This window comes from Caballeronia sordidicola, from assembly GCF_002220365.1.
Classification (GTDB): domain Bacteria; phylum Pseudomonadota; class Gammaproteobacteria; order Burkholderiales; family Burkholderiaceae; genus Caballeronia; species Caballeronia sordidicola_C.
In genome coordinates, this window is record NZ_MTHB01000262.1 from 62,475 (window position 1) to 75,308 (window position 12,834).

The window sequence follows — 12,834 nt, forward strand, 5'->3', positions numbered from 1 at the left end:
TAACTCATGCCGGCTGCTTTACCACCATCATCCGTTCGCAACCCCGAGAACCGCACCTCAATCAAGCGGCTTACTCGAGAACATTTCGCGCTCTATCGCGGATATCTGGATGGCGTGGCGGTCGAGCAACTGCATGCGACTTACGGCGACGCGACTACCGACATCCGCGCGACCCGACGTCTGATCGGGCTATTACGCGACACCTTGTCTGGCGCCGCACGCCGCACCCGTGATGTCGAAGCCACCCATCTTCTGCGCCTGAGACCAGGCAGCATTCCCGACGCACGACCGCTGGCAGCCAGCGAGATGCCCTCGCTGGAGACTTATCGGGAATCCGTCGATCCAGACGGTTTCCATAGTGAAGCTGATCTGCTCGAGCTTTATCAAGCGGAATTTCCGCAGGAAAACAGCCTGGGCGTTGATCGGCGTTCGACCCGGAATGCCCGCCTGCGCCGACGTCAGATCGACGCCCTCGCTCGCATGGAAGCCAGTCTGGTCCAGGCGCCGCAGCCGGACCACCCGGTCGCGAGCTGGCTCGAACCCGCGATCGCCGGCCGTCTACAGCACACTGGTATCCACACGCTCGCCGATCTGCTCGGATTCATCGAGCAGCGCGGCCACCGCTGGTATGCGAGCGTCGAGCGTGTCGGGCCAAAGGCAGCGCGCCGGATTGTTGACTGGCTTGCTCTTCACGCCGATTCGCTCCGTCATATGCTGTCCAAACGTGCGCTCGTTCCGCGCCGACGCTTGGTCCAAGGCGATCCGGCGCTTGTTCGGCCGCGCCAGAGCGGCATTGTGCCGATCGAGTCACTGGCGGTACCCACTGAAATAGACGGGTCAGCAGGTAATAACCGGGCGCAAAACCACGGTTTGCCGTGTTCGCTGGACACGGATTTACAGGCAATCGATGCGTGGCTTGCCACCCGGCAACATAGCCCGCACACCGCCCGCGCCTATCGCCGGGAGGCCGAACGCCTGCTTCTGTGGGCAATCAACGAAAAGAAAAAGGCAATGTCGTCGCTGGATGGCGCCGACTGCGCGGGGTATATCGGGACGTTTTTGGCCGATCCGCAGCCGGCCGGCCGCTGGGTCGGACGCGCGAAAATCGAGCGAACTCACGTGGATTGGCGGCCGTTTGTCGGCGCCCTCTCCAATCGCAGCCGGGAAACCGCGCGGGCAATCCTTCACGCAATGGGCCAGTGGCTGGTCGAACAGAACTATTGGGCGCACAACCCGTTTTCGAATGCTCCGGCGGTAGCGATCGGCGCGCGGATTGACGTTTCAGGGCGTTCTCTCAATCACGCGCAGTGGCAGAGCGTGGTCGGGGCAGCCGCTCGGGACCGGTATTCTCAAAGGGAATTGCGCGACTATTTGGCACTGAATCTTGCCTACTCGACCGGGTTGCGGCGATCAGAACTGGCGCATGCAACAACCGGCCGGCTGATCCGGCCCACGCTGGAAAATGGACTTGAAACCGACGTTGGGAGCGCGTCGGCTACCGGCTGGCAACTGGGCATCCCCGGGAAACGCCATGCGGCACGGACCATTCCGGTCCCACAGGCCGTAATGGAACTGGTGTTTGAGAGCCTGCGAGCCCGCGGTTTGCCCAGGGATCCCGGCGCTTGTCCGGCCGACACCCCGCTGCTGGCGCATTTTCGCACCGGCGACTCACTGACACCCGATGGGATGGGGCAGGTATTCCGGCGGCTTTTCGCCTGGACCTCAGTTCTTTCAACCCCGCAAAATCTGCTTGATTCACGTCGTTGTTTCAATGCGAGCACTCATTGGATCCGGCACACCCACTCGCATCACGCACTCGAAAGCGGCACGGATTGTAGGGAAGTCCAGATCCGCCTCGGCCATGCGAACCTGTCCACCACGCTTCTTTATGTAAAAACCCGCCGTCACGGTTCGCTCGCAGACGGTAAAAGCGGCGTTTTGCCGGCGCGCTAACAGCAAGAAATTCCTCGCCGACGCTTGAATCTACAGACCTAAAGCGTCGCAGCCTCCCCGATTTGCCTCAAGTCTTTTCTCACCTTTTTGCTCGAAGCCCAACAACCACGTGCCTTTGCGGCTATCCTGGTCCGGCAAAGTTTACTTGCGTTTACTCCGTATACCTCTTAGTCTTCGCTTACCGTCGGTTCTACCTTTTAAGGGAGAATCCACGTTTTAGGTAGAACAAGAGCCACCGGGAAGAACGCATGGATATTAACCTTTCGACGCCACCCATCGAGGTGACGCCGGACGACCTCGTCAATTTGGCGGCTCGCTCCGCGAAAATGCTCGAGCGAATTCGTACTCAGATGCTTCAGCCTTTCCCGCGGAAGGTTGCCCCGGTGTTCCCGAGCGGCAAACTGCAGGAACTGTGCGGCATCGACAAAGCCCGCTTCTCCTATCTGATCAAGAAAGGAGAACTGCCTCAAGGCACCCAGGAAAAGCCCGGGGCCGCGCGGCAGTTTACGCTCGCCGAAACGATCGAATGGGTCAAGGCGGAACGCAAGCCAAGACAACGTCCGGCAGGCAAGGACGGGAAAGTCATCGCGATCGGCAACTTCAAGGGCGGCGTGACCAAGACCACGACGTCCATGGTGCTGGCGCAAGGCTTGTCCTTGCGACACGGGCGCCGGGTCCTCCATATAGATATGGACCCGCAGGGCAGTGCGACCACGCTGTACGGGATCAACCCGCACGCAGAAATCAATGGCGACCAGACTATTTTGCCCTTGATCGAAGCTTACGTCAGCGGCGAAACCTTCGACATGAAGCACTTGCCGATGCAGACGTATTGGGAAAACCTTGACCTGATCCCGTCATCCACGGATTTGTTCAACGCCGAATTCATGCTCCCGGCGCGCGTTCACGCGTCGCCGAGTGCAAAGTTCTGGAACGTGCTGAACGACGGACTCAAGGAACTCAAGCACGAGTACGACTACATCATCATCGATACCGCGCCCACGTTGAGTTATCTGACCATCAACGCGCTTTTCGCGGCAGATGGGGTCATCGTGCCGGTAATGCCGGACACACTCTCGTTCGCATCAATGGTCCAGTTCTGGTCTCTCTTTTCCGACATGGTCTCCGGCATGAAGCAGTTCGGGGAGTCAGCCGATGAAGCCAAGGTGTTCGATTTCATCGACATCCTGGTGACGCGCATGCCGAATAAGGCGAATGCGTCCATTGTTCGCGACTGGGTCATTACGACCTATGGCGAGCGTGTCTTGCCGGTCGAAATCCCGGAAACCGATCTTGCACGAACGACCACCAACGATTTTTCGACGGTGTACGACTTCCCGAACTACGACGGCAATGCCGCGACGCTTCGGCGAATCCGCGTGCCCTATGACCAGGTTGTGGATCTGATCGACAGTAAGGTCTGTTACCTCTGGGACAAGGAGTAAGCATGTCTACAGCAGCGAAACAAAAGGCGAAGGCAGCAGGTATTCGATTGGACGACGATAGTCTCGATACGCCTTCGGAACCGGTCGCGCCTCGCACCGCGCCCGGGCAGTTGATTGGTCTTCAAGGGCGGGTTCACAGCCAGCAGGCTGAAATTGACAAGCTGAAACGTGCGCTGGAACAACGTGCACCCGGCAAACTCCCCCTAGACAAGCTTCACGAGATTCCGGGCCGCCGCAGACGTCTTACGTCCTCAGAGTACGCAGAACTTAAAGCAAACCTGTCGGCTTACCCTCTCGCCCAGCCTATTACGGTGCGTGAGCGCCACGACGGCGAGTACGACATCGTGGCCGGCCATAACCGGGCTTCGGTGTATCGCGAACTGGGGCGCACCGAGATTGACGGCATCGTGCTGGACATCGATGCGTCGATGGTCGAGTACGCCGCTTTCTTCTCGAACCTCTTATCACCTACTCTTTCGGACTTTGAGAAATTCTGGGGCTTCAAATCGCTTCAGGACTCAACGGGAATTACGAAAGAGGATTTGGCGAAGGCTGCGGGCATTAGCGATTCGCACGTCGGGCGGATCATGAAATTCGATCTTCTGCCTGACGAATGCAAAGAATTGCTGGCAACTCGACCCGAACGACTGGGAAGTAATGCAGCAGAGCAAATGGCTAAAGCGGTAGCGGAGGGACGGGCGGACAAGGTGAAAGCAGCGATCGAGCGGCTGATGGCTGATGACACGTACACCCAGGCGCAAGCAGTCGCGGCGACGAAGCCCGACCGGGCGCCCCGTGAAAAGCACGAACCCCTGGTTGTAAAACGTGGCGCCAAGAAGATTTGCCAGATTTCGGCTCGAAATGGGGTAGTTGGCGTTTCATTCTCTGGCAAGGCTGCTGATGAAGCGGAGCAATGGGCAGAACGAATTCACGCGTTCATTGAGTCGGAACTCGAAAAGCAGTGATCCCTAGTAGGGAACTGCTTTAAATCAACGACTTAGCGCGCACCACGTCAGCACCCTGAAGTGGTGAAATGCGACTCAGGACTTCCCTAATAGGGAATCGTTAAAAATCATGGACTTAACCAAACGGCCGAGAATGATCATGAACTGATTTCAATGCAGGAAAAACAAAAGCCTTCGGCGGGAACCGAAGGCTTTTGAGTAACCGGGCTTCGCTGTCGCTTGCCCACCGCTGCATTTCTCCGACGGGAATCGGATAAAGGCCCAACACCTCGAAGTGTAGCGGATAGCGATCGGCAGTCAAGCGTTTCTCTTCCATTTTGAAGAAATGGACGTGTGACATGCTTATCGCGCAACTTTCCGTTGCTGGCGAGGGGGACCTGTACCCTCTTCCACCCCCTGACGACTCTGTCAATATCGATCAAACCGCGCTGGATGAATTTCTAGCCGGTCAATCAAACCTCCCTTGGGTCGTATTCCGGGCAGCGCATCGTGCTGCGAACTTCCCGGCACTCCCTGCTCGCGCTCGCGCGGTGTTGGCGGCACTTGCACGTACCGTTGACGCCAATCGCCCGTACGCCGCCATTTTCGCTCGTCGCGAACTTCTGACCGGTCGCGCCATGCAATCGATGCGTACGTTCTATCGGAGTCTGGACGACCTCGAAGCAGCAGGTCTGATTGAACGCGTGCCGCAGAAGCGCTTCGGAACAGCAGGCTTATTTGGTCGCGCGTATCTGCATCTCACAGAGAAATCCGCCATCGTCCTCGGGTACATGTCACCGTTGTCCGAAACTCAGTCGTCTGACACGCAATCTCCCGCGCGCCAGCTGTCTGCCACTCCGTTCGATGAGTCAGCTTCGCTGGACGCTGAAACCCCCAGCGCACTTGGCCATTCATTTAGCCCGCCGTGTGTCACGGTGGCAGACGGAGCTATATATAAGGATCTATTCCCTAAGAATCAAAAGAGACAACCAGGAGAGCTCCCAGCGGATCTCCAGCGCTTGCTGAGTTTGGGTTTTCGTCAATTTTTGATTTTTAAACTCATGCGAGAAGCGAAGGCACAAGCGAAGCTGCTGTCCGACGTAGTCGAAGCAACCTGGGAGCATCTGCGAAATGCGAAGCGCCCGATCAGCTACCTCCGCGCCCTGCTTCGTTCCCCGGTTGATTTTGGACATCAAATCCGGGCCAAGCGGCTCGCTGCAGAACGACTTGCCGAAGAGAAAGCTCAAGCTGCGAATATCGATGCCACAGTGCTTCAGTGCGCTGGACATGTGTTTATCGATATTGCCAATACCCGCCTCATCACGATCTCCAGCACAGCTGATTCGATCTCCGTCCACGACTACCGGGAAGCAAGGCCGCGTGTATCGACCGGCCAATGGACAGTCGCCTTCGTCGCAGCGCTGAATGCAAGGGAAGTCGTCCGAGCAACGTCCGATCAAGTCACGGCATTCCGATTAAAGTGCGAGAACAATCACGCGGTCCAGCCGAAGGGTACCGAGACGACCGTACAAGCAATACCGCGAACACGGACATCAACGATCAACAACCGCCTCAACGAGATGAAGAAGATGCTCCGGGCTACGTGTGCCGGCGTTTCCTTGGATACACGTGAAGCGCGGCTTGCAGAGAGTTCAGGGCAAGGTTCGAAGGTCAATGCTTGATGAAGCGCTTCGGTCCATTTTTGCGAAGTTCTGAAAATTTGATGCTTTCCGCTCGCGCTGCACGGATTGGACCTGCTCAATCTGGCATGACCTGCGTGTATCGACACACGAGCGGCATCAAGTCTCCGTATGAACTCGATAGCTGTATTCCCGCTCGTCGGATAGGGGCTTACGCGCGTCGCCTCATTTTGTGGGCAAACATCACGCTCACTCGCGCCGCAGGAAACTGCGAAATGCAGCAACGCCTAGAAATCCATTCGAACAAAATAAGGATCCTTACACATTACCGAGGCTTCGAGATCTATAGCCGTTTCAACGGATTTCGCTTAGTCGCAACTAACGGTCTATCGGCTACCCATCTGCCCTCCGCTCAGCCTACGGCCTACCAGTCGGCCGAAGTCACAGAATCCGCTTCCAAAGAGCCAACGTGGATAGATTCGGTCATTCTTAGATCGCCGCCGGGGTAGCGCGCCGCATGGTTTGTCGCCAACCTTTCCATACGAAGGTGTGAACTTGCCTTCTTATCCTTCCAGACGCTCACGTTGCGCGATCAAAAAGGTAGGCCAAAAAAAGTCGACGACTAAAGGTTCTAAGGGGCTGGCCAACATCTGACACCGTATTCCAATTCGTACGACAATCATTCAATCGGATGCCAGAGCGGTAAGCTCGGACACCCACTCCAGAGCGGCGTAAAGCTGGCCTCATGATCATTCTTTTTGAGATGCCGTATCAAGTATCATCCCAGGATGATCTTTGTCAGACGGGAATACAATAATGACATCCGAAATGGGTTTGGTGCGGCCGGAAACGCTGCGGCATCAGGTGGAGAATGTGCTTCGACAGGCCATTATGTCAGGGCGCTTCGCGCCGGGCGCGCGGCTCATCGAGCGTGAATTGTGTGAAACCCTGGGAGTCAGCCGGACGTCGGTTCGGGAGGCGTTGCGTCGGCTGGAAGCGGAAAAGCTGGTACGCAGCGTGCCACACAAGGGGCCAGTGGTCGCGATCATGTCGAAGCATGAGGCGACTGAGCTATATGCAATTCGAGGATTGCTCGAAGGTTTCGCCGCTGGAGAATTCGCTCGAATTGCGGACGACGAGGCTATCGCGCAGTTCGGCGAAAAAGCGAAGCTGCTGCGTGCGCAAGCATTGGCTAACGATCAAGCGGGCGTGCTCAGAGCGAAGACCGAGCTCTACGATGTACTGCTCGATAACTGCGGCAATGCGCTGGTGAAAGAGATACTGACGAGCCTGTATTCGCGGGTCAACCTGTTGCGCGCGACTTCACTGATGCATCCGGATCGCCTTCCAGCCAGCCTTCGTGAAATCGACAAATTGTTCAAAGCATTGAAGGCGCGCGACGCGGAAGGTGCCGGCGCGGCCGCACGGCTGCATGTGTCAAACGCGGAGAAAGCGGCAATGCGGATGCTCGACGAAACGGCGGAAGAGCAGGAATAGGGTGCGTAGGTTAAAAGGGAAAGGGCGCGCATATTAACGCGCGAGCTTCGAGCAACAGAAGCTTCAATCAACAAACAATACGAGCTGAACCATAAAAAGAGGCCGTTCCAATTCACGTTGGAAACGGCCTCTTTCGTAATGCACTTGCCTCCCACAAACGGCCCGCGCAAGGCAGAGCGACCCAACATCACTGGCCGCCGCCTTTTCCACCCATGGGCATTCAGACAAACTCAATTCTAGCCAGGCGACTCAATGACCGAAATAGACGGAATGCGTCCCGTTCGGCTGGGTCATCTGCGAGCCCATGCCTGAAGCGGAAGTACCGTTCATAGAAGGGCCATATGACGTAGCGGCCATGCCGCGTTCTGAACCCACGCGCTGCTCGGCGGCTTGGGCCTGGTCTGGATAAGTGGTGCGATCCGCCGCCGGGTTATAGCCCGACTGCTCCATTTGTTGCAGGTCGGTCTTTACCGCGGAGCGCGGCACCTGCGTGTTGTCCTGAGCAAACGCGAATGTGGGCGCGGCGAGCGCTGAAGCGATAACAACTGCAGGAATCAGAGCCTTGAGCATGATTGATCTCCAATGAAGTTTGCTAAGGAGATACACGCAAACTGCAGGCCAGATCAGCGGGCGCTTAATTTTTTTGGTTAATTTCGCCCGCCAGTAACAACAATTCGAGCGCTCGCGCCCTTTCCGACGTCACTTAGTTGCGAACCAGGCAATAAAAGTCATGATGAGGATTACCGACAATGGTCAGCATTACATCGGATTGGAAAGGAAAATGCTGCAGATCAGCTTCGATAATTCAGGCAACGGATCCGCGCCTGCACGAGCCCCGGACGTCACAAACCACTGAGCCTCCCACGATATCTCCCTACCGGACTTCCTTATTTGAATAACTTGTTTATGAAAAATGTCGTAAACGCCTACGATAGTTTTTTGAACGTCTCAACTACATGTCGTGAGCAGCTCACAACCCAACGGCCATGACCTACGACGAATCCCCTGCGCACTCACCAGATCTGCTCGTATCTTCTGCCCCCGCAGTATTGCGCGGCAATGACGCGTATGACCGCATCCGCCGGGACCTGCTTTCATGCAAGCTGATGCCCGGGTCAACCGTTACCGAAAGCCAGTTGATGTCGGAGTACGACATCGGTAAAACGAGCTGCCGCATTGCGCTCGTGCGGCTCGTGCACGAAGGTTTCGTGCGTTCTTTGCCGCGACAGGGTTACCGCATTGCAGCCATCACATTGAAGGACGTGGAAGAGGTGTTCGCGCTACGGGTACAGCTTGAACCACTGGCAGCGCGGCTAGCCTGCGGCCGTGTGGACGTAGAGTTGCTGCGGCGGCTCGAAGCGGCGTGCCGCGTGCCGCATCCGGAGCGGGCGTTGTCGGCGCAAATCGATGTATTTCTCGACGCGAACCGTGAATTTCATCTGGCGATAGCCGCGGCAAGCGGTAACGAACGGTTGCATCGAACGCTCGCGAGCCTGCTCGACGAAATGTCGCGTCTCGTTGCGCTTGGCTTCGGCGTGCAGGGGACAAAACCCGAGATCAAGCACGATCACAACGCGATGATCGATGCGTTCATCGCGGGCGATGGACGTCGTGCAGAGACCATTGCGCGCCGTCACATAGAGACGTTCCAGAGTATGACAATGGACAAGGTCTACGCGAGTCTTTCCAGCGCGGGGGCATCGCTGCCGCTGTACACGGTGGCGGAGCTTCGCCGATGAGCACTGCTATTTCTGGCGCTATTTCTGCTGCTATTTCTCTACGCAGCGTAGGGAAGAACTTCGGATCACTAAAGGTTCTGGATCATGTTTCCTTCGATGTCGCGCAAGGTGAAATAGTGGCGCTGCTCGGCACGTCCGGATGCGGCAAGAGCACGCTGCTCAACATGGTTGCAGGTCTGCTCGAAGCAACTGAAGGCGAGCTTTGGATCGACGGCAAACGGACCGAGGGGACGAAGGATCGCAATGCGCTCTCGTATATGTTCCAGGAAGACCGGCTGTTACCCTGGCGGACTGCGCGTGCGAATGCCGAGTTCGGCCTTGAAGCAGCGAGCCCCGCGATTCCCGCTCGCGAACGCCATACCCGCGCGAACGCGGTCCTCGATCTGGTCGGACTGCAAGGTTTCGCCGATGCTCACCCGCATCAGCTTTCGGGAGGCATGCGCAGCCGTGTTGCTCTCGCGCGAAGCCTTGTCACCGGCCCTCGCATCCTGCTGATGGACGAACCGTTTTCAAAGCTCGACCCGCAGATGCGCTCCCAAATGCACGACGAACTGCTGCGCATTCACGCGATGCAGCGCATGACCGTGCTGTTCGTGACCCACGACGTGGAGGAAGCGATCGTGCTTGCAGATCGAGTCGTGGTGCTCGCGCCGCGGCCCGGCCGCGTGCGCGAGATTGTTGATGTCGAGCTGCCGCGCCCGCGTACCGCCACCGATCCGAGCGTGGCCGAGGCAATCCGCCAATTGCGTCTTCTGATCTGATCCATGTCCACTGTTTCCCGTAGTTCGTTCGCTTCAACCGTTGCGCAACGTTTTGTGCTCGTCATCCTGCTGCTCGCGGCGTGGTGGCTCGCGGCGCTGCGCATGCCGCAGTTTGTACTGCCAGGACCGCTGCGCGTGGCGCACGCATTTGTCGGACTCCTACAAAGCGGTACGTTCTTCGACGATCTCGGCATCACGCTGTATCGCGTCGTGGCTGGATTTCTGCTGGCAGCCGCGGCCGGTGCGCCTCTCGGTATTGCGCTCGGTTCGAATCCGCGCGTGGCGCATTTCTTCGAGCCGCTGCTGTCGATTGTGAACACGGTGTCGTCGGCGATCTGGGCGGTGTTCGCCATCATCTGGTTCGGCATCTCGAACGCGACCACCATCTTCGTCGTGTTCATGACGGCAATGCCGCTGATCCTGACGAACGTCTGGCAAGGCGCGCTGACAGTAGACATCAATCTTGTCGAGCTCGCGCGCAGCTTTCGCATGTCGCAGACGCAGATCATGCGCAAGATTTTTCTGCCGACCATCCTGCCGCATTTCTTCGCCGGAGCGCGCCTCGCGTTCGGCTTTGGCTGGCGCGTCTCGTTAGTGGCGGAGACGATCGGGTCGTCGAACGGCGTTGGCTACCGCCTGCGGCAAGCGGCCGATCTCGTGCAGACCGATCAGGTTTTCGCGTGGACCGTCACGCTGGTTGTCCTGATGTTGCTGCTCGAAGCGGGCGTGTTGAAGCCGCTTGAACGCCGCCTGTTTCGCTGGAAAAAGACCGACTGATCTAACGGGAAACAAGAAACCATGAAAGGTATTTCACTCTTCAGGCGAGCGGGGGTTGCGACCGTTGTTGCGACCGCCGCGATGCTCGGTGCCATGCAAACGGCGCACGCGGAACCCATGCGCATCGGCTATTGGACGAGCGGCGTCAGCTTGGGTTTCGGCGCGGTACTCGAGGCACAAAAATTCCTGCAGCAACGCGGCCTCGATGTCACTTTCATTCGCTTCTCCGACGTCAACGCGCCCAATCGCGCACTGGCGGCGAACGCGATCGACTTTGCGTTTGCCGCCCCGGCAGCCGCTGTATTCAGCACGGCGGCCGAGGGCGTGCCGTTGAAGATCGTGCTTGCGACACAACCGGCCGATGTCGAATTCGTCGCACCCGAGGACTCGCTGATCAAGTCACTCGCAGACCTGCGCGGCAAGAAGGTGGGCATGTCGCCGCCGGGAAGCTCGGTTGCCGCGATTGCCACCGCGGTGTTGCAGGGTAACGACGGCATCAAGGCGAACGATTTTTCCATCGTCCCCGGAAATGAAGCGCGGCTCGCCCAGTTCCTCGTGCAAAAACAGGTCGATGCCGCCGCATTGCGCTCGGTAACCATCGCGCAACTCAAGGAGCTGAAGGTCAGGCAGCTCGGAAGTTTCGGCGCTGAGTGGAAGAAGCTGACGAAGTCCGACGCAACCCCCTATATAGGCGTGAGTGCGATCCGTGCAGATTACCTCGCCCAGCATCCGCAAGACGTGGCAAAGCTGATCGCAGGCATGCGCACCGCGTTGCAATGGGGCGCGACGCATCAGAGCGACGTCGCGGCAATCCTGCAGAAGAGCGCGAATTTGCCTGCCGAGGACGCGCAAGCGTACGCCGCGCGCTGGTCGGATATCAACCGCGTCACCTTTGAACCGATTGATCTGGAGACCCTCAAGCGCGAGCACCAGATCTTTGTGGATGGCGGTGTGATCAAAGGCACGCTGCCCGCCGATCTCTTCGACACCGGCCCATATGCCGCATCGAAATCGATCCAATAAAACGGAGTAGACACTGTGACAACCAGCATTGCATCAACCATGAAGGCGCTCGTGCTGAACCAGCACGGCGACCTCGATCAACTCCACGTGGTGAACGACAAACCCGTGCCGAAGGCATCGCCCGGGCATGTGGTGATCCGCGTGCGTGCGTCGTCATTCAATTATCACGATGTGTTCACCGTGAAGGGCATGCCGGGCATCAAGGTGCCGTTCCCGGTGGTGATCGGCCTGGACATGGCGGGTGAAATCGCGGAGTTGGGTGAGGGCGTTGAGGGCTGGAAGGCGGGCGATCGTGTGCTCGTGAATCCGCTTTATCCTGAGAAAGGCCTGATGGGCGAAATGCTTGATGGCGGCATGGCGCAATACTGCCTCGTGTCGGTCGGGCAGTTGATCCCGTTACCCGATGCCGTGAGCTACGACGCCGCGTCCGCGTTGCCGGTAGCGTACGGCACGGCACACCGCATGCTGGTCACGCACAAGACCGTGAAAGCAGGCGATCGCGTGTTGATTCTGGGCGCAAGCGGTGGGGTGGGCACGGCGTGCATTCTTATCGCGAAGCAATTGGGCGCCGAGGTGATCGCGTGTGCCGGCAGCGACGAGAAGTGCGAGCAACTGAAAGCGCTCGGCGCCGATCATACGGTTAACTACAAGTCCACGGACTTCTCGAAGTGGGCGATCGGCGAGTACGGCAAGCCGCAACGCCGGACTTACGAGGGTGGGGTGGACGTGGTGGTGAATTTCACCGGCGGCGAAACATGGGTGCCGTCGCTGAAATGCCTGAAGCGCGGCGGCACGTTGCTCGTATGTGGTGCAACGGCTGGCCACGCGCCCGCCGAAGACCTTCGATACATCTGGAGCTTTGAACTGAAGATCATCGGCTCGAACAGTTTCTACGATGAAAACCTGCGCGCATTGCTCGATCAGATTGCGGCGGGAGAACTGGTGCCGGCCATCGACCGGGTGTTGCCGCTGGAGGAAGCCGCCGAGGGACTGCGCCTGATTCGAGACCGCGAAGTGCTGGGCAAGGTCGTGGTCAACCCCTGATACACCGGTTA

11 protein-coding genes are annotated in these 12,834 nt (G+C 58.2%); 10 read left to right on the forward strand and 1 reads right to left on the reverse strand.

Features of this window, described 5'->3' with window-relative positions; all coding sequences use genetic code 11:
- Nucleotides 1-6 precede the first annotated feature (6 nt).
- From BSU04_RS38015 to BSU04_RS38040, 5 genes are all read left to right on the forward strand, one after another.
- A complete protein-coding gene (locus BSU04_RS38015) occupies nucleotides 7-1,953 on the forward strand; it encodes a phage integrase family protein (protein WP_089165374.1) in 1,947 nt (648 codons plus the stop codon).
- Between the two features lie 248 nt (nucleotides 1,954-2,201).
- Nucleotides 2,202-3,398 carry a ParA family protein gene (locus BSU04_RS38020; RefSeq protein ID WP_089165375.1) on the forward strand — a complete coding sequence of 399 codons (1,197 nt, stop codon included), beginning with the start codon at nucleotides 2,202-2,204 and terminating at the stop codon, nucleotides 3,396-3,398.
- A gap of 2 nt (nucleotides 3,399-3,400) precedes the next feature.
- Nucleotides 3,401-4,363 carry a ParB/RepB/Spo0J family partition protein gene (locus BSU04_RS38025; RefSeq protein WP_256983767.1) on the forward strand — a complete coding sequence of 321 codons (963 nt, stop codon included), beginning with the start codon at nucleotides 3,401-3,403 and terminating at the stop codon, nucleotides 4,361-4,363.
- Nucleotides 4,364-4,701: 338 nt separating this feature from the next.
- Nucleotides 4,702-6,024 carry a hypothetical protein gene (locus BSU04_RS38035; protein WP_089165377.1) on the forward strand — a complete coding sequence of 441 codons (1,323 nt, stop codon included), beginning with the start codon at nucleotides 4,702-4,704 and terminating at the stop codon, nucleotides 6,022-6,024.
- 774 nt (nucleotides 6,025-6,798) lie between these two features.
- On the forward strand, nucleotides 6,799-7,479 hold the full coding sequence (locus tag BSU04_RS38040; protein ID WP_089165378.1) for a GntR family transcriptional regulator: 681 nt from the start codon (nucleotides 6,799-6,801) through the stop codon (nucleotides 7,477-7,479).
- Nucleotides 7,480-7,728: 249 nt separating this feature from the next.
- Here the strand turns inward: BSU04_RS38040 and BSU04_RS38045 are convergent, their stop codons facing one another.
- A complete protein-coding gene (locus BSU04_RS38045; protein ID WP_089165379.1) occupies nucleotides 7,729-8,049 on the reverse strand; it encodes a DUF4148 domain-containing protein in 321 nt (106 codons plus the stop codon).
- 416 nt (nucleotides 8,050-8,465) lie between these two features.
- Here BSU04_RS38045 and BSU04_RS38050 point away from each other — a divergent pair, with 416 nt between their 5' ends.
- From BSU04_RS38050 to BSU04_RS38070, 5 genes are read left to right on the forward strand one after another with little or no spacing between them, the layout of a single operon-like run.
- Complete coding sequence (locus tag BSU04_RS38050; protein WP_089165380.1) at nucleotides 8,466-9,218, forward strand: GntR family transcriptional regulator; 753 nt, start codon at nucleotides 8,466-8,468, stop codon at nucleotides 9,216-9,218.
- Entirely contained in the window at nucleotides 9,215-9,979 is a 765-nt protein-coding gene (locus tag BSU04_RS38055; protein ID WP_089165381.1) for an ABC transporter ATP-binding protein, read from the forward strand. Before BSU04_RS38050 ends, BSU04_RS38055 begins: the two co-directional genes overlap by 4 nt.
- A 3-nt stretch (nucleotides 9,980-9,982) precedes the next feature.
- On the forward strand, nucleotides 9,983-10,756 hold the full coding sequence (locus BSU04_RS38060; protein ID WP_089165382.1) for an ABC transporter permease: 774 nt from the start codon (nucleotides 9,983-9,985) through the stop codon (nucleotides 10,754-10,756).
- Between the two features lie 21 nt (nucleotides 10,757-10,777).
- A complete protein-coding gene (locus tag BSU04_RS38065) occupies nucleotides 10,778-11,779 on the forward strand; it encodes an ABC transporter substrate-binding protein (protein ID WP_256983769.1) in 1,002 nt (333 codons plus the stop codon).
- A 39-nt stretch (nucleotides 11,780-11,818) separates the two neighbouring features.
- Nucleotides 11,819-12,823: a quinone oxidoreductase family protein gene (locus BSU04_RS38070; protein ID WP_179258588.1), complete on the forward strand. Its 1,005-nt coding sequence runs from the start codon at nucleotides 11,819-11,821 to the stop codon at nucleotides 12,821-12,823.
- The last annotated feature ends 11 nt before the right edge of the window (nucleotides 12,824-12,834 follow it).

Excerpts from the sequence above, each read along its gene's own strand:
- BSU04_RS38040 (WP_089165378.1), top strand. The coding sequence starts at position 6,799 with ATGACATCCGAAATGGGTTTGGTGCGGCCGGAAACGCTGCGGCATCAG.
- BSU04_RS38065 (WP_256983769.1), top strand. The coding sequence starts at position 10,778 with ATGAAAGGTATTTCACTCTTCAGGCGAGCGGGGGTTGCGACCGTTGTT.
- BSU04_RS38060 (WP_089165382.1), top strand. The coding sequence starts at position 9,983 with ATGTCCACTGTTTCCCGTAGTTCGTTCGCTTCAACCGTTGCGCAACGT.
- BSU04_RS38070 (WP_179258588.1), top strand. The coding sequence starts at position 11,819 with ATGAAGGCGCTCGTGCTGAACCAGCACGGCGACCTCGATCAACTCCAC.
- BSU04_RS38045 (WP_089165379.1), bottom strand. The coding sequence starts at position 8,049 with ATGCTCAAGGCTCTGATTCCTGCAGTTGTTATCGCTTCAGCGCTCGCC.
- BSU04_RS38015 (WP_089165374.1), top strand. The coding sequence starts at position 7 with ATGCCGGCTGCTTTACCACCATCATCCGTTCGCAACCCCGAGAACCGC.
- BSU04_RS38050 (WP_089165380.1), top strand. The coding sequence starts at position 8,466 with ATGACCTACGACGAATCCCCTGCGCACTCACCAGATCTGCTCGTATCT.
- BSU04_RS38020 (WP_089165375.1), top strand. The coding sequence starts at position 2,202 with ATGGATATTAACCTTTCGACGCCACCCATCGAGGTGACGCCGGACGAC.
- BSU04_RS38035 (WP_089165377.1), top strand. The coding sequence starts at position 4,702 with ATGCTTATCGCGCAACTTTCCGTTGCTGGCGAGGGGGACCTGTACCCT.
- BSU04_RS38025 (WP_256983767.1), top strand. The coding sequence starts at position 3,401 with ATGTCTACAGCAGCGAAACAAAAGGCGAAGGCAGCAGGTATTCGATTG.
- BSU04_RS38055 (WP_089165381.1), top strand. The coding sequence starts at position 9,215 with ATGAGCACTGCTATTTCTGGCGCTATTTCTGCTGCTATTTCTCTACGC.